Here is a 19,491-nt window from a genome sequence, read left to right as displayed (position 1 = left end):
GGTCGTCGGCAGATACGGCACACACAGCACATAAGGCACAGCCCAGGAGCTCCACAAATGTCTGACAAACTCATCATTTTCGACACCACCTTGCGCGACGGCGAGCAGTCGCCCGGTGCCTCCATGACCCGCGAGGAGAAGATCCGCATCGCGCGCCAGCTGGAGCGCCTGAAGGTCGATGTGATCGAGGCCGGCTTTGCGGCCAGCTCCAATGGCGACTTCGAGGCCATCCGCTCGATTGCCCAGGTGGTCAAGGATTCGACGATCTGCTCGCTGGCCCGCGCCAACGACAAGGACATCGCCCGCGCAGCCGAGGCGCTCAAGCCCGCCAACTCGTTCCGGATCCATACGTTCATCGCCACGTCGGCGCTGCACATGGAGAAGAAGCTGCGCATGACGCCCGATCAGGTGTACGAACAGGCCCGCCTGGCCGTGCGCTTTGCCCGCCAGTTCACCGACGACATCGAATTTTCGCCAGAAGACGGCAGCCGTTCGGACATGGATTTCCTGTGCCGCGTGCTCGAAGGCGTGATCGCCGAAGGCGCCACGACGATCAACCTGCCGGATACCGTGGGCTACGCCGTGCCGGAAGGCTATGCCGAACTGATCCGCTCGGTGCGCGAACGCATTCCGAATTCGGACAAGGCGGTATGGTCGGTGCACTGCCATAACGACCTCGGCATGGCCGTGGCCAACTCGCTGGCTGCCGTGAAGCTTGGCGGTGCCCGCCAGATCGAATGCACGATCAACGGCCTGGGCGAGCGCGCCGGCAATACCAGCCTCGAAGAGGTGGTGATGGCCGTCAAGACGCGCCGCGACTACTTCAATATGGATGTCGGCATCGACACCACGCAGATCGTGCCGGCCTCGAAGCTGGTGTCGCAGGTGACCGGCTTCGTGGTGCAGCCGAACAAGGCCGTGGTGGGCGCCAACGCCTTCGCGCACGCCTCGGGCATCCACCAGGACGGCGTGCTCAAGGCGCGTGATACCTACGAGATCATGCGGGCCGAGGACGTGGGCTGGACCGCCAACAAGATCGTGCTGGGCAAGCTCTCGGGCCGCAACGCGTTCAAGCAGCGCCTGCAGGAACTTGGCATCGCGCTCGACAGCGAGGCGGAAGTCAACGCCGCGTTCACGCGCTTCAAGGAACTGGCAGACCAGAAGGCCGAGATCTTCGACGAAGACATCATGGCGATCGTGTCCGACGAGGAGCAGGAGCACGCCAATGAGCACTACCGCTTCGTCTCGCTGTCGCAGCGCTCCGAAACGGGCGAGCGGCCGCACGCCCGCGTGGTGTTCAACGCCGACGGCACCGAGCAGGTGGGCGAGGCCGAGGGCAACGGCCCGGTGGATGCCACGCTGCACGCGATCGAAGGTAAGGTTGGCAGCGGCGCCGAACTGGTGCTGTACTCGGTGAACGCGATCACGGCGGGCACGCAGGCGCAGGGTGAAGTGACCGTGCGCCTGTCGAAGGCTGGCCGCATCGTCAACGGCGTGGGTACCGATCCCGATATCGTCGCCGCCTCGGCCAAGGCTTACCTGGCTGCACTGAACAAGCTGCACGACAAGGCCGTGCAGAAGATCAACCCGCAGATCTGATTCGGAAACCTGCGATGCGCCGGTCGGGCCCAGAAGGCCCGGCTGGCAAGGACCGCCCCCGGCGCTGATCCAGCGCGGCAGGGCGGTTTTTCCGTTTCTCGCGGGGAGAGTGGGGGAGCTAGTCCCGCTCGGCGCGGTCGCGCAGCGGGTCCGGCGTGATCAGCGTCTGCCTTAGCACGCCGGCATCATCGAACATGAAATTGAACATCGAGTACCACTGGTCCTCGTGCAGGAAGCGGTAGCTCCACGCCTCGCGTTTCAGGCGCGGGTAGTACTGGTTGGGTTCGCGCGGCGCGCCGAAGTGCTCCAGCACGTCCTGCTTGGTCCAGACGTTGATCTTGGCCTTGTACAGCTCCGCCGTGGTCAGCATCTGGCGGAAATTGGTCAGCCGGCCTTCGCGGTCGAAATCGGCAGCGTAGGAATATTCGCCCAGCGGTTGCTCCGAGTAGAACCAGCGGGTCGTGCCATCGGCAAGCTGATAGACATCGGTCGGCTTGCCAAAAGTAGCCTGTACGGCGCTTTGTGGCTGGCCGACCAGTTTCAGGCCGGTATTGACCGGCGCCAGCGTCGCGCAGCCTGACATCGTCGCGGCCAGCAGCAGGGCGGCGGCCCAGCGGCGGGCGTGTGGGAAACGGAGGAGAGGGTGTTGCATGGCCATGGCCCCGAGTGTCGTCTGGTGAGATATCCGCAAGTGTAGTGGCCTGACGACGACGATGTGCGCCGGCGGTGGCGTGGCGGGCGCGTTGCGGCATCGGTGGCAACTGCCGTAAGATCGCGCGTCCTGCATTGCGCAGCAGTATTGGAGTGGGTAGATGGTAGGTTTGGTGAAGCGCGGGCTGGGTGCCTGCCTGGGGGCGGCGTTGCTGTGCCTGGCAGCGGGGGTCCAGGCGCAGGCGGAGGGCAAGCCGATCCGGCTCGGCATGATCGATGGCCTCTCGGGGCCGTTCGCCAATGCGGGCGACGCCGTGGTGCGCAACCTGCGGCTGTCGATCGAGCGCATCAATGCCTCGGGTGGCGTGAAGCTGCCCGACGGCCAGCACCCGCTGGAGTTGGTGACGTTCGACAGCAAGGGCAATGTCGACGAGAGCCTGATCCAGTTCCGGAGCCTGGTGGACAAGCGCATCCCGTTCGTGCTCCAGGGCAACAGTTCGGCCGTGGCCGGCGCGCTGGTGGCGGCCATCAATCGCCACAACCAGCGCCAGCCCGACGCCCGCGTGCTGTTCCTGAACTACTCCGCCGTCGATCCCACGCTGACCAACGAGAATTGCAGTTTCTGGCATTTCCGGTTCGACGCGAGCTCGGACATGCGCATGCAGGCGCTGACCGAGGCCATCCGGGGCGAACACGGGGTGCGCAAGGTCTACCTGATCGACCAGGACTACAGCTTCGGCCATCAGGTGGCGCGTTCGGCACGTGAGATGCTGGCCGCCAAGCGGCCCGATATCCAGATCGTGGGCGACGAGTTCCATCCGATCGGCAAGATCAAGGACTTCGCGCCTTATATCGCCAAGATCAAGGCCAGCGGCGCCGACGCCGTCATTACCGGCAACTGGGGCAACGACCTGACGCTGATGGTCAAGGCCGCACGCGAAGGCGGGCTCTATGCGCGCTTCTATACCTTCTACGGCAATGGCCTAGGCGCCCCGGCGGCAATGGGCGACGCCGGCGTGGGCCGCGTGCTGGCGGTGGCCGAATGGCACCCGAACGTGGGCGGCGCGGCCTCCGACGCGTTCTACCAGTCGTTCCGCGCCCGCTATCCGGACCCGCGCGACGATTATGTCCACCTGCGCATGCAGATGATGGTGGAGATGCTGGCGCGCGCCATCGAGCAGGCCGGTTCCACGGACGCCGTGGCCGTGGCCTACGCGCTGGAAAACATGCGGTTCACGAACGGCTTCCACGACGCGACGGTTCGGGCCGACGACCACCAGGTACTGCAGCCGCTATACGTCTCGGCAATGGCCCGGCAGGGCGGCGCGGTGCGCTTCGACAACGAAGGTTCGGGCTATGGGTTCCGGACGGTGAAGAAGCTCAAGACCGCCCAGACCACGCTGCCCACCACGTGCCGCATGGAGCGCCCGGCGGCGCGCTGACCGCGGTGGCACCGCCCGATGTCGCGGACGGGCCGTTTTGGGCTATAATGCGCGGCTGTCGTCCGTTCCCGGGCGGCGGTTGCCAAGTTCCGACAAGGCACGACGCAGGCGGCACATTCCGTGCTGCAGCGTTCGCAAGTAAAAGGAAATCGTCATGGCATTTGCCGAAATCAACAAGACCGAAGTCATCCAGAAGTTCGCCCGCGGCGCCAACGACACGGGTAGCCCCGAAGTCCAGGTCGCTCTGCTGACCACCCGCATCAACGAACTGACCCCCCACTTCAAGGCCAACATGAAGGATCACCACAGCCGCCGCGGTCTGCTGCGCATGGTGAGCCGCCGTCGCCGTCTGCTGGACTACCTTAAGGCCCGCGACGCCGACCGTTACCGCGCCCTGATCGAAGCCCTGGGCCTGCGCAAGTAAGGTCCGCGGATGGCAGCACGGGTCCTGCGTCAGTGGTTCGCGCACGATTTCACGTGAGGCCGCAATGCCTGCGTCAGCTCTGCTGAGGCAGGCATTTTGCTTTTCTGGCCGGGTGGTTTGCGCTGCCCGGTTGGCATTGAAGTGGTAATTGCGTCACTATTCGGCTGGGCCCGAGCGCCTGGCGCCGTTGCATCGAGCGATGCGACGGAGTAAGTTACCTCGCTCTTTATCGTGCTTTAACAAGCTTCGTGACACCGGAGCCGGCCAAGGAAACGGGGTTTTGTGTCATTCCATCGCGCGCGCATCGTCATCGTACGGATTTCCCGAACGGTGGCGCGATGGAATGGCATAGCACTTCCCTGAGACTGCGGTCCGGAGCGACTCCGGCAGTTCGCCTGCCGCTGCGAGCGCAGGCGCCAGCTGGCCGTATCGGTATTGACGGCCGGCAAAGCAAGTAATCAAGGAACGCTCATGACCATGTTCAACAAGATCGTCAAGGAATTCCAGTGGGGCCAGCACAAGGTCCGCATGGAAACCGGCGAAATCGCCCGCCAGGCGTCTGGCGCCGTGATCGTCGATATCGAAGACACCGTGGTGCTGGCCACCGTGGTGGCAGCCAAGAGCCCGAAGGCGGGCCAGGACTTCTTCCCGCTGACCGTCGACTACATCGAGAAGACCTACGCCGCCGGCAAGATCCCGGGTGGCTTCTTCAAGCGCGAAGGCCGTCCGTCGGAAAACGAAACGCTGACGTCGCGCCTGATCGACCGTCCGCTGCGTCCGCTGTTCCCGGAAGGCTTCTACAACGACGTGCAGGTGGTGATCCACGTGCTGTCGATCAACCCGGAAGTGCCGGCCGACATCCCGGCGCTGATCGCCTCGTCGGCCGCGCTGGCCGTGTCGGGCATCCCGTTCAACGGCCCGGTGGGCGCTGCCCGCGTGGGTTACAAGGACGGCCAGTACCTGCTGAACCCGACCCGCTCGCAGATCGCCACGTCGGACCTGGACCTCGTGGTCGCCGGTACCGAGCGCGCCGTGCTGATGGTGGAATCGGAAGCCAAGCAACTGTCGGAAGACGTGATGCTGGGCGGCGTGGTGTTCGGCCACGAGCAGTCGCAGGTCGCCATCAACGCGATTCACGAACTGGTGCGTGAAGGCGGCCGTCCCGAGTGGGAATGGGCCCCGGCAGCCAAGAACGAAGCCCTGATCGCCAAGGTGAGCGAGATTGGCCTGCCGCTGCTGCAGGAAACGTATCAGCTGCGCCAGAAGTCGGCCCGCAGCGCCAAGCTCAAGGAAGTCTACGCCACCGTGCAGGCCAAGCTGGCCGAGGCCGGTGTCGAGGCCGAGAAGGTCGAAGTCGGCAACATCCTGTTCGACCTCGAGGCAAAGATCGTGCGTGGCCAGATCCTGGCCGGCGAGCCGCGTATCGACGGCCGCGACACGCGCACCGTGCGCCCGATCGAGATCCGTTCGTCGGTGCTGCCGCGCGCCCACGGTTCGTCGCTGTTCACGCGTGGTGAAACCCAGGCGCTGGCCGTGGCCACGCTGGGCACCAAGAGCGACGAGCAGATCATCGACGCACTGGCCGGCGAGTACCGCGACCGCTTCATGCTCCACTACAACATGCCTCCGTTCGCCACCGGCGAAACGGGCCGCGTGGGCAGCCCGAAGCGCCGTGAAATCGGCCACGGCCGCCTGGCCAAGCGCGCACTGATCCCGGTGCTGCCGAAGGAAGACGAATTCGCCTACACGATCCGCCTGGTCTCGGAAATCACCGAGTCGAACGGTTCGTCGTCGATGGCTTCGGTCTGCGGCGGCTGCCTGGCACTGATGGACGCCGGCGTTCCGGTCAAGGCGCACGTGGCCGGCGTGGCCATGGGCCTGATCCTGGAAGGCAACAAGTTTGCCGTGCTGACCGACATCCTGGGCGACGAGGACCACCTCGGCGACATGGACTTCAAGGTGGCGGGTACCGATACCGGTATCACGGCACTGCAGATGGACATCAAGGTGCAGGGCATCACCAAGGAAATCATGCAGGTGGCGCTGGCGCAGGCCCGCGAAGGCCGCATGCACATCCTGGGCAAGATGCAGGACGCCATGGGCCATGCCCGCACGGAACTGTCGGCGCACGCACCGCGCATGATCACGATGAAGATCCATCCGGACAAGATCCGCGAAGTGATCGGCAAGGGCGGCTCGACGATCCAGGCGCTGACCAAGGAAACCGGCACGACCATCGACATCCAGGAAGACGGCACGATCACGATCGCGTCGACCTCGACCGACGGCATGGCCGAAGCCAAGCGCCGCATCGAGGGCATCACCGCGGAAGCCGAAGTGGGCAAGATCTACGCCGGCACCGTGCTGAAGCTGCTGGACTTCGGCGCCATCGTGAACATCCTGCCGGGCAAGGACGGTCTGCTGCATATCTCGGAGATCGTCAACGAGCGCGTCAAGGACATCAAGGACTGGCTGAAGGAAGGCCAGCAGGTGCGCGTGAAGCTGATCCAGGCCGACGAGAAGGGTCGTCTGCGCCTGTCGCTGAAGGCTGCGCTGGCGGAAGAGGGCGGCAGCATCAGCCCGATCAACCCGCAGGGCGACAGCTCGGCCGCACCGGAACAGCAGCAGTAAGCTGATTTTCGCGGCGGTAGTAGCGATGAAAGCGGCTGGCGATGTCCAGCCGCTTTTTTGTTTACACTGCCGGTCAGTCATTTTTCCGTGTGCCGCGCGCCGAGTGCCAAGCCCGCGCGTGCATCGATCCCGCCATTCATAAGGAGACATCATGAAAGCCATCGAGATCCGCGAGTACGGCGGCCCCGAGGTCCTGCAACCCGCGCAGCGTCCCGACCCGGAGCCGAAGGCCGGCGAGATCCTGATCCGCGTTGCGGCGGCCGGCATCAACCGCCCCGACGTGTTCCAGCGCACCGGCAACTATCCCGTGCCGCCGGGCGCCTCGGATCTGCCGGGCCTCGAAGTGGCCGGGGTGGTGGTGGGCGGTGACCTGTCGAACGCGGCCAACCGCTTTGGCCTGAAGGTGGGCGACCGCGTCTGCGCGCTGGTGCAGGGCGGCGGCTACGCGGAGCTGTGCACCGCGCCGGTCGAGCAGTGCCTGCCGGTGCCCGAGGGCCTCAGCGACATCGAGGCGGCGGCGCTGCCCGAAACGTTCTTCACGGTCTGGAGCAATGTGTTCGACCGTGGCCTGCTGGGCAAGGGCCCGCGCGGCGCGGCGGAAACGCTGCTGATCCAGGGCGGTTCCAGTGGCATCGGTACCACGGCCATCCAGGTGGCCAAGGCGATGGGCTTCAAGGTGTTTGTCACGGCGGGCAGCGACGACAAGTGCAAGGCGTGCGAGGAGCTGGGCGCGGATCGGGCGATCAACTACAAGACGCAGGACTTCGCGGCCGAGGTCAAGAGTTTGACCGGGGGCAAGGGCGTCGACGTGATCCTCGACATGGTGGTGGGCTCTTACCTGGCCCGCGAACTGTCGTGCATCGCCGACGATGGCCGCATCGTGATCATCGCGCTGCTGGGTGGCGGCAAGGCCGAGATTCCGCTTGGTGACATCCTGCGCCGGCGCATCACGATCACCGGCTCCACGCTGCGTCCGCGCCCGGCGTCGTTCAAGGGCGCCATCGCCCAGGCGCTGCACCAGAACGTGTGGCCGCTGCTGGCGGCCGGCAAGATCAAGCCCGTGATCCACAAGGTGTTCCCGGCCGAGCAGGCCGCCGATGCTCATCGCCTGATGGAGTCGAGCGAACATATCGGCAAGATCGTGCTGACCTGGTGATCGGCCCGGCGCGCGGACGGGCGGCGATTGTCTGCCGCGCGCTGGCCGCAACCCCTTGACCACGCTACAATAGCGGGTTTGATTTTCGAGGGGGACCGTTGTGAGACAAAAGCTGGTCATCGGCAACTGGAAGATGCACGGCAGCCTGGCCGCCAACGCGGCGTTGCTGGAAGGCATCAAGGTCGCGCCCGCCAAGGCGAAGCTGGCGGTCTGCGCGCCGTTTCCTTATCTTGCCCAGTGCCAGTCGCTGCTCACGGGTTCCCAGGTGGCCTGGGGTGCGCAGGATGTGTCGGCGGAGGCGCGCGGCGCGTTCACCGGCGAGACCGCTGCGCCGATGCTGGCCGAGTTCGGCTGCACCTATGCGCTGGTGGGTCACTCGGAGCGCCGGACCTATCACGGCGAGACTGACGCCACCGTAGCTGCCAAGGCCCTGCGTGCGCTGGAATCCGGCCTCGTGCCCGTGGTCTGTGTCGGCGAGACCCTGGCCGAGCGCGAAGCCGGCCAGACCGAAGCCGTGGTGGGCCGCCAGTTGCAGGCTGTCATCGATGCGCTGTCTATCGAGCAGCTTGGTCGGATTGTTCTGGCCTATGAGCCTGTCTGGGCCATCGGCACGGGCAAGACCGCGTCGAGCGAGCAGGCCCAGGCCGTGCACGCTGCGCTGCGCGCCCAGGTGGCTTCGCGCGACGCGGGCGTGGCGCAGGGCCTGGCCATCCTGTATGGCGGCAGCGTCAAGCCTGACAACGCCGCAGAACTGTTTTCGATGTCCGATATCGACGGGGGCCTGATTGGCGGCGCCTCGCTGAAAGCGGATGATTTCCTCGCCATCGGCAATGCCTGAATGCCGGATGCGACTGTCTGATCAGGCAAGTACGAAACGAATTTAACCAAATGGCAATCTTCAAGACTTTGTTGGTCGTTGTGCAGGTACTGTCCGCGCTTGGCGTGATCGGCCTCGTCCTGCTGCAGCATGGCAAGGGCGCGGACGTCGGTGCGGCGTTTGGCTCGGGTGCGTCGGGCAGTCTGTTCGGCGCCTCGGGCTCGGCCAACTTCCTGTCGCGTACCACGGCCGTCCTCGCAGCGCTGTTTTTCGCGTGCACGCTGGGCCTGACGTTGCTTGGCAACTACAAGCCCCAGGCCTCGCTTGGCGTCATGGGCGCCGCACAACAACCGGCGCCGGCCTCGGCTGCGGCAGCTTCGGCGCCGGCAGCCAATGGCGCCTCGGTGCCGGGCGCGCCCGCTGTCCCCAAGTAAGTCCGGATAGCGCGCAATAATCGAACAGTGTGTTCGCGGATTCCTGATTTTATTTGTGGTTGTGCATTGAACAAATCGGGAATCATGAGTTAGAATGCAAGGCTTGAAACGATTCCCCAGCGCGGGGCGAAAGCCAGAGGACAGACTTCTCTGACCACGCTTCGTAGGGCCTCAAAACCCGGCGCAAGGCAATATTGTTTCTCCCCCAGCCGACGTGGTGAAATTGGTAGACACGCTATCTTGAGGGGGTAGTGGCGAAAGCTGTGCGAGTTCGAGTCTCGCCGTCGGCACCAAAAAACTTGATCGGGAGTCCCGTGCATGTCCATTGACGAAGATGGGCGTGTGGGGCTGTCCGGCAGTCCGCAAGGCGGCGCCGTAGCTAAGACGGGATGGCGCCTGGGGTGGGCAACAGGACGCCGCTAGCTGGTGCTGTTGACAACATTCCAGATAAGGCTGGCCGTACCTTGACTCTCGAAGCCTACTTCCCCGTCCTCATCTTCATCCTCTTTGGCGTCGTGCTCGGTGGAGTACTGATGTCCATCGGTCGGATCCTCGGTCCCTACAAGCCTGACGCAGCGAAGCTCTCGCCCTACGAGTGCGGCTTCGAAGCGTTCGAGGATGCGCGCATGAAATTCGATGTGCGCTACTACCTCATCGCCATCCTCTTTATCCTGTTCGATCTCGAAACTGCCTTCCTGTTTCCGTGGGGCGTTGCCCTCAAGGACATCGGCTGGCCGGGATTCATCGCCATGGGCGTGTTTCTGCTGGAATTCATCGTGGGCTTCGTCTACATCTGGAAAAAGGGCGCGCTCGATTGGGAGTGATGTGAAATGGCAATCGAAGGCGTTCTCAATGAAGGCTTTGTCACGACGACCGCTGACAAGCTGATCAACTGGACCCGCACGGGTTCCCTGTGGCCCATGACGTTCGGTCTGGCCTGCTGTGCCGTGGAAATGATGCACGCCGGCGCCGCCCGCTACGACATGGACCGTTTCGGCGTGATCTTCCGCCCGTCGCCGCGTCAGTCCGACGTGATGATCGTGGCCGGTACGCTGTGCAACAAGATGGCTCCGGCGCTGCGCAAGGTCTACGACCAGATGGCGGAACCGCGCTGGGTGATCTCGATGGGTTCGTGCGCCAACGGCGGCGGCTACTACCACTACTCGTATTCGGTGGTGCGTGGCTGCGACCGCATCGTGCCGGTCGACATCTATGTTCCGGGCTGCCCGCCGACGGCGGAAGCGCTGATCTACGGCGTGATCCAGCTCCAGAACAAGATCAAGCGCACCAACACCATCGCGCGCAAGGGCTGACATGGCGAATCTCGATACCCTCAAGGCCGCGCTCGAGAAGGTGCTGGGCAAGCGTGTACAGAATCTGAGCCAGGCGAACGGCGAACTGACGCTGATCGTCAAGGCTGCCGACTACCTCGACGTGGCGCTGCTGCTGCGCGACGATCCGTCGCTGCGCTTCGAGCAGGCGCTCGATCTCTGCGGCGTCGATTACTCCGAATACGCCGAAGGCACCTGGGACGGCCCGCGCTTTGCCGCGGTCACGCACCTGCTGTCGGTCACGCACAACTGGCGCCTGCGCCTGCGCACGTTCGCCCCGGATGACGACATGCCCGTGCTGCCGTCGCTGGTGGACGTCTGGAACTCTGTGAACTGGTTCGAGCGCGAAGCGTTCGACTTCTACGGCATCGTGTTCGAAGGCCACAACGACCTGCGCCGCATCCTGACCGACTACGGTTTCGTCGGCCATCCGTTCCGCAAGGACTTCCCGGTCTCGGGCTACGTGGAAATGCGTTACGACCCGGAGCAGAAGCGGGTCATCTACCAGCCGGTGACGATCGAGCCGCGCGAAATCACGCCCCGCGTGATCCGCGAGGACAAATACGGCGGCACGCAGCACTGAGAACGGCGTCATGGCAGATATCAAAAACTACACCCTGAACTTCGGCCCCCAACACCCTGCAGCCCACGGCGTGCTGCGCCTGGTGCTTGAGCTGGACGGCGAAGTCATCCAGCGCGCCGACCCCCACATCGGCCTGCTGCACCGTGCCACCGAGAAGCTGGCCGAGCAGAAGACCTGGATCCAGAGCGTTCCGTACATGGACCGTCTCGACTACGTGTCGATGATGGTCAACGAACATGCGTACGTGATGGCCATCGAGCGCATGCTGGGCCTGGAAGTGCCGGTGCGCGCGCAGTACATCCGCGTGATGTTCGACGAGATCACCCGCCTGCTGAACCACCTGATGTGGATCGGCTCGCACGCGCTGGACGTGGGCGCGATGGCGGTGTTCCTCTACGCCTTCCGCGAGCGCGAGGACATGTTCGACATGTACGAGGCGGTGTCGGGCGCGCGCATGCACGCGGCCTACTACCGTCCGGGCGGCGTCTACCGCGACCTGCCTGACACGATGCCGCAATATCGTGCGTCCAAGGTGCACAACGAGAAGGCCATCAAGGTGATGAACGAAGCCCGCTCGGGCTCGTTGCTGGACTTCATCGAGGACTTCACGAACCGTTTTCCGACGTATGTCGATGAATATGAGACGCTGCTGACCGATAACCGTATCTGGAAGCAACGTCTTGTGGATATCGGCGTGGTCACGCCGGAGCGCGCACTGCAGATGGGCTTCACCGGCCCGATGCTGCGCGGTTCGGGCATCGAGTGGGATCTGCGCAAGAAGCAGCCCTACGAAGTGTACGACCAGCTCGACTTTGACATCCCCGTGGGCACGGCCGGCGACTGCTATTCGCGTTACCTGGTGCGCGTGGAGGAAATGCGCCAGTCGAACCGGATCATCAAGCAGTGCATCGACTGGCTGCGCCGCAACCCGGGTCCGGTGATCACCGACAACCACAAGGTGGCGCCGCCGTCGCGGGTGGACATGAAGTCGAACATGGAAGAGCTGATCCACCACTTCAAGCTCTTCACCGAAGGCATGCACGTGCCGCCGGGCGAGGCTTACGCGGCGGTGGAGCACCCGAAGGGCGAGTTCGGCATCTACGCGATCTCCGACGGTGCGAACAAGCCGTATCGCCTGAAGATCCGGGCACCGGGCTATGCCCACCTGGCCGCGCTCGACGAAATGGCCAGGGGACACATGATTGCGGATGCGGTCACGATCATCGGCACGCAGGACATCGTGTTCGGCGAGATCGACCGCTAAGGGATACCCGGAACCTCGGGAAGTATCCCGTCACAGGCCGTTGCCCGGACGACGATCCGGGCGTGTTCGGCCGGCCCCGGCGGTAGCGGTGGCGGCAGGCAGGTGCCTGCAACGGACCGGCAGGTATGCATCATGCATCCGGCCGGCAGGACATGGCAGCGACGGCTGCAAACCAGCGGAGTGGCGCGTGTGCGCGGCTTCGCCGTAGTAATACTGCAATGACCATGCTATCAGCAGAAGCTCTCAAGGAAATCGATCGCGCGATCGCGAAGTATCCGACCGACCAGAAGCAGTCGGCCGTGATGGCGGCACTCGCCGTGGCCCAGGGCGAAGTGGGCTGGGTTTCCCCCGAAGTCATGCAGTTCGTCGCCAGCTACCTGGAAATGCCGCCCGTGTGGGTGGAAGAGGTGGCCACGTTCTACAACATGTATGACACCAAGCCGGTGGGCAAGTACAAGCTCACCGTCTGCACGAACCTGCCTTGCGCGCTGTCTGGTGGCGACCGGGCGGGCGAATACCTGAAGCGCAAGCTCGGGATCGACTATAACGAGACGACCGCCGACGGCTGCTTCACGCTGAAGGAAGGCGAGTGCATGGGCGCCTGCGGCGATGCCCCGGTGATGATCGTCAACAATACCCGCATGTGCAGCTTCATGAGCGACGACAAACTCGACGCACTCGTCGACGAGCTCAAGGCCGAAGCCGCCGCCAAGGGGGACAAGTAACATGACCTCTCTGCACGACCGTCACATCAAGCCGCTGATCCTGGCTGGCCTGGACGGCAAGAACTGGCATCTCGAGGATTACGTTGCGCGCGGCGGCTACAAGCAGCTGCGCCGCATTCTCGAGGGCAAGGTGCCCCCCGAACAGGTGATCGCGGACGTGAAGGCGTCCGGTCTGCGCGGCCGCGGTGGTGCGGGCTTCCCCACGGGCCTGAAGTGGAGCTTCATGCCGCGTACGTTCCCGGGCCAGAAGTACCTGGTCTGCAATACCGACGAGGGCGAGCCGGGTACGTTCAAGGACCGCGACATCATCCGCTACAACCCGCATTCGCTGATCGAGGGCATGGCCATCGGCGCGTATGCGATGGGTATCACCGTGGGCTACAACTACATCCACGGCGAGATCTGGAACGAGTACAAGATCTTCGAGGAAGCCCTCGAAGAGGCACGCCGTGCCGGTTTCCTCGGTGACAACATCCTGGGTTCGGGCTTCAACTTCCAGCTGCATGCGCACCATGGCTATGGCGCGTACATTTGCGGCGAGGAAACGGCGTTGCTCGAATCGCTGGAAGGCAAGAAAGGCCAGCCGCGCTTCAAGCCGCCTTTCCCGGCGAGCTTCGGCCTGTATGGCAAGCCGACCACGATCAACAACACCGAGACGTTTGCCGCGGTGCCGTTCCTGCTGGAAATCGGCCCCGAGGAATATCTGAAGATGGGCAAGCCGAACAACGGCGGCACCAAGATCTTCTCGATCTCCGGTGACGTCGAGCGTCCGGGCAACTACGAAATCCCGCTGGGCACGCCGTTCTCCACGCTGCTGGAGCTGGCGGGCGGCATGCGCGGCGGCAAGGCGCTGAAGGCGGTGATCCCTGGCGGATCGTCGGCGCCGGTGGTGCCGGCCGACCTGATGATGGCCTCGACCATGGACTACGATTCGATCGCCAAGGCCGGCTCGATGCTGGGCTCGGGCGCCGTGATCGTCATGGACGAGACGCGCTGCATGGTCAAGTCGCTGCTGCGCCTGTCGTATTTCTATTTTGAAGAATCGTGCGGCCAGTGCACGCCGTGCCGTGAAGGCACCGGCTGGCTCTATCGCATGGTCAATCGCATTGAACACGGAGAAGGCCGCCAGGAAGACCTGGACCTGCTCAATAACGTCGCGGAAAACATCATGGGTCGCACGATTTGCGCACTCGGCGATGCCGCGGCGATGCCGGTACGCGGCATGCTCAAGCACTACTGGAAAGAGTTCGAGTATCACGTCGAACACAAGCAGTGCATGGTCCCGGCCCATTCCTGAAGCGTGGCAGAACATGGTTGAACTCGAGATCGACGGCAAGAAGGTGGAGGTTGCGGAAGGCAGCCTCGTGATGGAAGCGGCCCGCAAGCTGGGCACCTACATCCCGCACTTCTGCTACCACCGCAAACTGTCCATCGCGGCGAACTGCCGCATGTGCCTGGTCGAAGTGGAAAAGGCGCCCAAGGCGCTGCCCGCCTGCGCCACCCCGGTGACGCCCGGCATGAAGGTCTTCACGAACTCTGAAAAGGCCGTCAAGGCCCAGAAGTCCGTGATGGAATTCCTGCTGATCAACCACCCGCTGGACTGCCCGATCTGCGATCAGGGCGGCGAATGCCAGCTGCAGGATCTGGCGGTGGGTTACGGCGCTTCGGAGTCGCGCTACAAGGAAGAAAAGCGCGTGGTGTTCCACAAGAACGTGGGCCCGCTGATCTCCATGGAGGAGATGACCCGCTGCATCCACTGCACCCGCTGCGTGCGCTTTGGCCAGGAAGTGGCCGGCGTGATGGAGCTGGGCATGCTGAACCGCGGCGAGCACTCGGAAATCACGACGTTCGTTGGCCAGACCGTGGATTCGGAACTGTCCGGCAACATGATCGACCTGTGCCCGGTCGGCGCGCTGACCAGCAAGCCGTTCCGCTACTCGGCCCGTACGTGGGAACTGGCCCGCCGCAAGTCGGTGTCGCCGCACGACGGCGTGGGCGCCAACCTCGTGATCCAGACCAAGAACCAGCGCGTGATGCGTGTGGTGCCGCTGGAGAACGAAGACGTCAACGAATGCTGGATCTCGGACAAGGATCGTTTCTCGTACGAGGGCCTGAACAGCGCCGACCGTCTGACCCGCCCGCTGCTCAAGCAGGGCAACCAGTGGATGGAAACCGACTGGCAGACCGCGCTCGAATACGTGGCCAACGGCCTGGCGAGCATCAAGCGCGACCATGGCGCGGACCAGATCGCCGCCATTGCCAGCCCGCACAGCACGCTGGAAGAACTGTTCCTGCTGGGCAAGCTGGTGCGCGGCCTCGGCAGCGACAACGTCGACTTCCGCCTGCGCCAGGCCGATTTCTCGGCCGCCCTGAAGGGTGCCCCGTGGCTGGGCATGCCGATCGCCGACGTGACCACGCTGCAACGCGCCCTGGTCATCGGTGCCTCGCTGCGCAAGGACCAGCCGCTGCTGGCATCGCGCCTGCGCCAGGCCGTCAAGAAGGGTGCCCGCGTGACCGTGCTGGGCGCCGGTGGTGAAGACCTGTTGATGCCGGCTGCCCGCATCGACGTGGCACCGTCGGGCTGGACCGCCGCGCTGGCAGGTATCGCCCGCGCCGTGGCAACGGCCAAGGGCGTGGCTGCTCCGGCCGGTACCGATGGTTTCGACGGTGGCGACGCCGCGAAGTCCGCCGCCGATGCGCTGATGTCGGGCGAGCGCCGCGCCGTATTCCTCGGCAACGAGGCCGTGCGTCACCCGCAATTCTCGGCGCTGCATGCGCTGGCACAGTGGATCGCCACGGAAACGGGCGCCACGCTGGGCTTCCTGACCGAAGCGGCCAACACCGTCGGTGGTTACATCGCCGGCGCGCTGCCGCAGCAGGGCGGCGCCAATGCGCAAGCCATGCTGGAAGCGCCGCGCAAGGCTTATATCGTGCTGAACGCCGAGCCGGAGTTCGATTCGGCCGACGCCCGCAAGTCGCTGGCCGCGCTGCAGCAGGCCGGTACGGTCGTGGTGCTGTCGCCGTTCCGCTCGGAAGCCGCGCTGCAATACGCCGACGTGATCCTGCCGATCGCGCCGTTCAGCGAGACCGCCGGTACGTTCGTGAACGCCGAGGGCCGTGCCCAGAGCTTCAACGGTGTGGTCCGCGCGCTGGGTGAATCGCGTCCGGGCTGGAAGGTGCTCCGCGTGCTGGGCAATCTGCTTGACGTGCCGGGCTTCGATTTCGAGACGGCCGAGGCCGTGCGCGACGCCGCGCTGGCCCAGCCGGTGGCTGGACAGCTGAACAACGCCACCGATGCGGCGATCCGCGTGACGGCCGCTGCTGCCAACGGTATCGAGCGTATCGCCGATGTGCCGATCTACCACGCCGATCCGATCGTGCGACGTGCCGAATCGCTGCAGCTGACCGCGGCCGCGCGCCGTGCGATGCAGGTGGCGCTGTCGGCCGACCTGTTCGAAAAGCTGGGCGTGCAGGCTGGTGACCCGGTGCGCGTGACGCAGGATGGTGCCAGTGTGGTGCTGCCCGCGGCGCTGGAAAAGACGCTGCCGGTGAACACCGTGCGCGTGCCGGCCGGTACCGTGGCCGCCGCGACGCTGGGTGCGCTGTTCGGCAACGTCGCCGTGGAAAAAGCCATCGACCTGTCGGCCGGCCAGAATGCCGCGGCGACGGCGACCGTATAAGAAGAGCGGGATAGCTACATGATCGATCTCATTACCTCGCAAGGCCAGGCCATCTTCGGCAGCGCTTGGACGCTGATCTGGATCCTGATCCGTGCCGTGGTCATCGTGGTGCCGGTGCTGCTGTGCGTTGCCTACCTGATTCTCTGGGAACGCAAGCTGATCGGCTGGATGCACGTCCGTATCGGCCCGAACCGCGTGGGTCCGCTGGGCCTGCTGCAGCCAATCGCCGACGTGCTGAAGCTGCTGCTCAAGGAAGTCATGTTCCCGTCGCAGGTCAACCGGGGCATGTACCTGGTGGCGCCGCTGATGGTGCTGATGCCGGCCGTGGCGGTCTGGGCCGTGATTCCGTTCCAGGCCGAAGTGGTGATGGCCGACGTGAACGCGGGCCTGCTCTACGTGATGGCGATCAGCTCGGTGGGCGTCTACGGCGTGATCCTGGCTGGCTGGGCGTCGAACTCCAAGTATGCGTTCATCGGCGCGATGCGCGCCGCCGCGCAGATGGTGTCGTACGAAATCGCCATGGGCTTCGCGCTGGTGACGGTGCTGATGGTGTCGGGCAGCCTGAACCTGTCGGCCATCGTGAACAGCCAGAACACCGGCTACTTCGCCAACATGGGCATCAATGCGCTGTCGTGGAACTGGCTGCCGCTGCTGCCAATGTTCCTGGTGTACTTCATCTCGGGCGTGGCCGAAACCAACCGTCACCCGTTCGACGTGGTGGAAGGCGAATCGGAAATCGTGGCCGGCCACATGATCGAGTACTCGGGCATGACGTTCGCGCTGTTCTTCCTGGCCGAATACATCAACATGATCATCATCTCGACGATGACCTCGCTGATGTTCCTCGGTGGCTGGGCACCGCCGTTCTCGAGCGCGCTGACCAATGCGATCCCGGGCTTCTTCTGGCTCGTGTTCAAGGTATTCCTGCTGCTGTCGGTCTTCATCTGGATCCGTGCGTCGTTCCCGCGTTACCGCTATGACCAGATCATGCGTCTGGGCTGGAAGATCTTCATTCCGCTGACCGTGGCGTGGCTGATCATTGTGGCGATCTGGATCAAGTCGCCGTGGAACATCTGGCCGTGACAGGCCTGGCGACGGCGCGCCGCCCGATGGGGCAGGGCGCGCCGCGCGGAAATACTTAGGAAGCAATCGTCATGCTGCTCGCCATCAAGGACTTCTTCAACAGCCTGCTCCTGAAGGAACTCTTCAAGGGCATGGCGCTGACCGGCCGCTATCTCTTCGCCCGGAAGATCACTGTCCAGTTCCCGGAAGAGAAAACGCCGATGTCGCCGCGTTTCCGCGGCCTGCACGCACTGCGCCGCTATCCCAATGGGGAAGAGCGTTGCATCGCATGCAAGCTGTGCGAGGCAGTGTGCCCGGCCATGGCCATCACGATCGAATCCGACGTGCGTACCGATGGCACCCGCCGCACCACGCGCTACGACATCGACCTGACCAAGTGCATCTTCTGCGGTTTCTGCGAGGAAGCCTGCCCGGTGGACGCGGTCGTCGAAACGCATATTCTCGAGTACCACGGCGAGAAGCGCGGCGACCTGTACTTCACCAAGGACATGCTGCTGGCCGTGGGCGACCGCTACGAACCGCAGATCGCCGCGGCCAAGGCCGCGGACGCGAAGTACCGCTAAGCAACCGAAGCTGGGCGGGGTCATTCCCGCCAACGACATTGAATCGGTCCCGCAAGGGGCCAACGGAAGGATGCCGCGCGGCACACGGGTTTCCCACGGGGAGCCCCGGGCAGCGCGGCCCAGAGAGGATCCGATAAGGACCATGGAACTCACGACAGCCATCTTCTACGCCTTCGCCCTGGTGCTGGTGCTCTCCGCACTGAAAGTCATCACGGCGAAGAACCCGGTGCATTCGGCACTGTTCCTCGTCCTGGCGTTCTTCACCGCCGCGGCGATCTGGATGATCCTGAAGGCCGAGTTCCTGGCCATCCTGCTCGTGCTCGTCTACGTGGGTGCGGTGATGGTGCTGTTCCTCTTCGTGGTGATGATGATCGATATCGACATCGAGCATCTGCGGCGAGATTTCTGGACCTACGTGCCGATGGCCTCGATCGTCGGCGCGCTGATCATCGCCGAGATGGCCATCGTGCTGGTGCGCAATTTCATCGGCACCACCAATGCCGTGGCGGCAGCCGGCTCGCAGGACCCGAACTATTCGAACACCGCGGCGCTGGGCAAGCTGATCTACACCGATTACATCTATGCGTTCGAAGTGGCCGGCATCATCCTGCTGGTGGCGATCATCGCCGCCGTGGCGCTGACGCTGCGTCGCCGCAAGGACGTCAAGGCCCAGGACGTGGGCGCCCAGCTGCGCGTGCGCCGCGACGAGCGCGTGCGCCTGGTGCAAATGCCGGCCGAGGGCCGGGCCGAAGCGGATGCCGCGGCTTCCGCCAACAAGAACTAAGCCCGGAGAACCCCGCTGTGCTGTCTCTCGCCCACTTTCTCGTGCTCGGTGCCATCCTGTTTGCGATCAGCATCGTTGGCATCTTCCTGAACCGCAAGAACGTCATCGTGCTGCTGATGGCGCTCGAACTGATGCTGCTTGCGGTCAACATGAACTTCGTGGCCTTCTCGCACTATATGGGCGACCTGGCCGGACAGGTTTTCGTTTTCTTCATCCTTACGGTGGCCGCTGCCGAGTCGGCAATCGGTCTGGCAATCCTGGTCGTGCTGTTCCGTAATCTGGACACGATCAACGTTGACGACATGGATACCCTCAAGGGCTGAC

Annotated in this window: 19 protein-coding genes and 1 tRNA gene; 19 read left to right on the top strand and 1 reads right to left on the bottom strand. The window is 64.3% G+C overall.

Annotation, left to right across the window (positions count from 1 at the left end):
- The first annotated feature begins 57 nt into the window (after positions 1–57).
- Complete coding sequence (locus EV147_RS08605) at positions 58–1,599, top strand: 2-isopropylmalate synthase (protein WP_130390669.1); 1,542 nt, start codon at positions 58–60, stop codon at positions 1,597–1,599.
- Between the two features lie 118 nt (positions 1,600–1,717).
- On the opposite strand, the gene EV147_RS08600 is transcribed toward EV147_RS08605, so the two are convergent.
- Positions 1,718–2,251: a hypothetical protein gene (locus EV147_RS08600; RefSeq protein WP_130390668.1), complete on the bottom strand. Its 534-nt coding sequence runs from the start codon at positions 2,249–2,251 to the stop codon at positions 1,718–1,720.
- Between the two features lie 160 nt (positions 2,252–2,411).
- Here EV147_RS08600 and EV147_RS08595 point away from each other — a divergent pair, with 160 nt between their 5' ends.
- The 18 genes from EV147_RS08595 (at position 2,412) to nuoK (ending at position 19,490) form a co-directional block, all read left to right on the top strand.
- Positions 2,412–3,692, top strand: coding sequence for a branched-chain amino acid ABC transporter substrate-binding protein (locus EV147_RS08595; protein WP_198680190.1), 1,281 nt, complete (start codon positions 2,412–2,414; stop codon positions 3,690–3,692).
- A 154-nt stretch (positions 3,693–3,846) separates the two neighbouring features.
- Entirely contained in the window at positions 3,847–4,116 is a 270-nt protein-coding gene (gene rpsO / locus EV147_RS08590; RefSeq protein WP_130390667.1) for a 30S ribosomal protein S15, read from the top strand.
- A gap of 471 nt (positions 4,117–4,587) precedes the next feature.
- A complete protein-coding gene (gene pnp / locus EV147_RS08585) occupies positions 4,588–6,747 on the top strand; it encodes a polyribonucleotide nucleotidyltransferase (RefSeq protein ID WP_130390666.1) in 2,160 nt (719 codons plus the stop codon).
- A 151-nt stretch (positions 6,748–6,898) separates the two neighbouring features.
- Positions 6,899–7,903: an NAD(P)H-quinone oxidoreductase gene (locus EV147_RS08580; RefSeq protein ID WP_130390665.1), complete on the top strand. Its 1,005-nt coding sequence runs from the start codon at positions 6,899–6,901 to the stop codon at positions 7,901–7,903.
- A gap of 100 nt (positions 7,904–8,003) precedes the next feature.
- Positions 8,004–8,741: a triose-phosphate isomerase gene (tpiA, locus tag EV147_RS08575; RefSeq protein WP_130390664.1), complete on the top strand. Its 738-nt coding sequence runs from the start codon at positions 8,004–8,006 to the stop codon at positions 8,739–8,741.
- A gap of 50 nt (positions 8,742–8,791) precedes the next feature.
- On the top strand, positions 8,792–9,154 hold the full coding sequence (secG, locus tag EV147_RS08570; protein ID WP_130390663.1) for a preprotein translocase subunit SecG: 363 nt from the start codon (positions 8,792–8,794) through the stop codon (positions 9,152–9,154).
- Positions 9,155–9,362: 208 nt separating this feature from the next.
- Positions 9,363–9,447 (top strand) — tRNA-Leu (locus EV147_RS08565).
- 171 nt (positions 9,448–9,618) lie between these two features.
- On the top strand, positions 9,619–9,978 hold the full coding sequence (locus EV147_RS08560) for an NADH-quinone oxidoreductase subunit A (RefSeq protein WP_130390662.1): 360 nt from the start codon (positions 9,619–9,621) through the stop codon (positions 9,976–9,978).
- Between the two features lie 6 nt (positions 9,979–9,984).
- Positions 9,985–10,467 carry a NuoB/complex I 20 kDa subunit family protein gene (locus EV147_RS08555; protein ID WP_008643342.1) on the top strand — a complete coding sequence of 161 codons (483 nt, stop codon included), beginning with the start codon at positions 9,985–9,987 and terminating at the stop codon, positions 10,465–10,467.
- A gap of 1 nt (position 10,468) precedes the next feature.
- Positions 10,469–11,068 carry an NADH-quinone oxidoreductase subunit C gene (locus EV147_RS08550; RefSeq protein WP_130390661.1) on the top strand — a complete coding sequence of 200 codons (600 nt, stop codon included), beginning with the start codon at positions 10,469–10,471 and terminating at the stop codon, positions 11,066–11,068.
- A 10-nt stretch (positions 11,069–11,078) separates the two neighbouring features.
- Positions 11,079–12,332, top strand: a complete 1,254-nt coding sequence (locus EV147_RS08545) for an NADH-quinone oxidoreductase subunit D (RefSeq protein ID WP_130390660.1) — start codon at positions 11,079–11,081, stop codon at positions 12,330–12,332.
- 224 nt (positions 12,333–12,556) lie between these two features.
- A complete protein-coding gene (gene nuoE / locus EV147_RS08540; protein ID WP_130390659.1) occupies positions 12,557–13,057 on the top strand; it encodes an NADH-quinone oxidoreductase subunit NuoE in 501 nt (166 codons plus the stop codon).
- A 1-nt stretch (position 13,058) separates the two neighbouring features.
- On the top strand, positions 13,059–14,354 hold the full coding sequence (gene nuoF, locus EV147_RS08535) for an NADH-quinone oxidoreductase subunit NuoF (RefSeq protein ID WP_130390658.1): 1,296 nt from the start codon (positions 13,059–13,061) through the stop codon (positions 14,352–14,354).
- Positions 14,355–14,367: 13 nt separating this feature from the next.
- Entirely contained in the window at positions 14,368–16,737 is a 2,370-nt protein-coding gene (gene nuoG / locus EV147_RS08530) for an NADH-quinone oxidoreductase subunit NuoG (RefSeq protein WP_130390657.1), read from the top strand.
- An 18-nt stretch (positions 16,738–16,755) separates the two neighbouring features.
- A complete protein-coding gene (nuoH, locus tag EV147_RS08525; protein WP_130390656.1) occupies positions 16,756–17,820 on the top strand; it encodes an NADH-quinone oxidoreductase subunit NuoH in 1,065 nt (354 codons plus the stop codon).
- Positions 17,821–17,891: 71 nt separating this feature from the next.
- Positions 17,892–18,383 (top strand): NADH-quinone oxidoreductase subunit NuoI, encoded by a 492-nt coding sequence (gene nuoI / locus EV147_RS08520; RefSeq protein WP_130390655.1) that lies wholly within the window; start codon positions 17,892–17,894, stop codon positions 18,381–18,383.
- A gap of 142 nt (positions 18,384–18,525) precedes the next feature.
- Positions 18,526–19,167 (top strand): NADH-quinone oxidoreductase subunit J, encoded by a 642-nt coding sequence (locus EV147_RS08515; protein WP_130390654.1) that lies wholly within the window; start codon positions 18,526–18,528, stop codon positions 19,165–19,167.
- Positions 19,168–19,184: 17 nt separating this feature from the next.
- Positions 19,185–19,490 carry an NADH-quinone oxidoreductase subunit NuoK gene (gene nuoK / locus EV147_RS08510; protein ID WP_029050842.1) on the top strand — a complete coding sequence of 102 codons (306 nt, stop codon included), beginning with the start codon at positions 19,185–19,187 and terminating at the stop codon, positions 19,488–19,490.
- Position 19,491 lies beyond the last annotated feature (1 nt).

The sequence above is a fragment of the Cupriavidus agavae genome, from assembly GCF_004217045.1.
GTDB classification, from domain to species: Bacteria; Pseudomonadota; Gammaproteobacteria; order Burkholderiales; family Burkholderiaceae; genus Cupriavidus; species Cupriavidus agavae.
The sequence above is the reverse complement of the archived record's forward strand: the minus strand, read 5'-3'. Positions and strand labels throughout refer to the sequence as shown.

Coding starts and splice junctions, on each gene's coding strand:
- nuoF (WP_130390658.1), top strand. CDS start 13,059: ATGACCTCTCTGCACGACCGTCACATCAAGCCGCTGATCCTGGCTGGC.
- EV147_RS08515 (WP_130390654.1), top strand. CDS start 18,526: ATGGAACTCACGACAGCCATCTTCTACGCCTTCGCCCTGGTGCTGGTG.
- EV147_RS08580 (WP_130390665.1), top strand. CDS start 6,899: ATGAAAGCCATCGAGATCCGCGAGTACGGCGGCCCCGAGGTCCTGCAA.
- rpsO (WP_130390667.1), top strand. CDS start 3,847: ATGGCATTTGCCGAAATCAACAAGACCGAAGTCATCCAGAAGTTCGCC.
- secG (WP_130390663.1), top strand. CDS start 8,792: ATGGCAATCTTCAAGACTTTGTTGGTCGTTGTGCAGGTACTGTCCGCG.
- EV147_RS08595 (WP_198680190.1), top strand. CDS start 2,412: ATGGTAGGTTTGGTGAAGCGCGGGCTGGGTGCCTGCCTGGGGGCGGCG.
- pnp (WP_130390666.1), top strand. CDS start 4,588: ATGACCATGTTCAACAAGATCGTCAAGGAATTCCAGTGGGGCCAGCAC.
- nuoH (WP_130390656.1), top strand. CDS start 16,756: ATGATCGATCTCATTACCTCGCAAGGCCAGGCCATCTTCGGCAGCGCT.
- nuoG (WP_130390657.1), top strand. CDS start 14,368: ATGGTTGAACTCGAGATCGACGGCAAGAAGGTGGAGGTTGCGGAAGGC.
- nuoI (WP_130390655.1), top strand. CDS start 17,892: ATGCTGCTCGCCATCAAGGACTTCTTCAACAGCCTGCTCCTGAAGGAA.
- nuoE (WP_130390659.1), top strand. CDS start 12,557: ATGCTATCAGCAGAAGCTCTCAAGGAAATCGATCGCGCGATCGCGAAG.
- EV147_RS08605 (WP_130390669.1), top strand. CDS start 58: ATGTCTGACAAACTCATCATTTTCGACACCACCTTGCGCGACGGCGAG.
- EV147_RS08600 (WP_130390668.1), bottom strand. CDS start 2,251: ATGCAACACCCTCTCCTCCGTTTCCCACACGCCCGCCGCTGGGCCGCC.
- EV147_RS08555 (WP_008643342.1), top strand. CDS start 9,985: ATGGCAATCGAAGGCGTTCTCAATGAAGGCTTTGTCACGACGACCGCT.
- EV147_RS08545 (WP_130390660.1), top strand. CDS start 11,079: ATGGCAGATATCAAAAACTACACCCTGAACTTCGGCCCCCAACACCCT.
- EV147_RS08550 (WP_130390661.1), top strand. CDS start 10,469: ATGGCGAATCTCGATACCCTCAAGGCCGCGCTCGAGAAGGTGCTGGGC.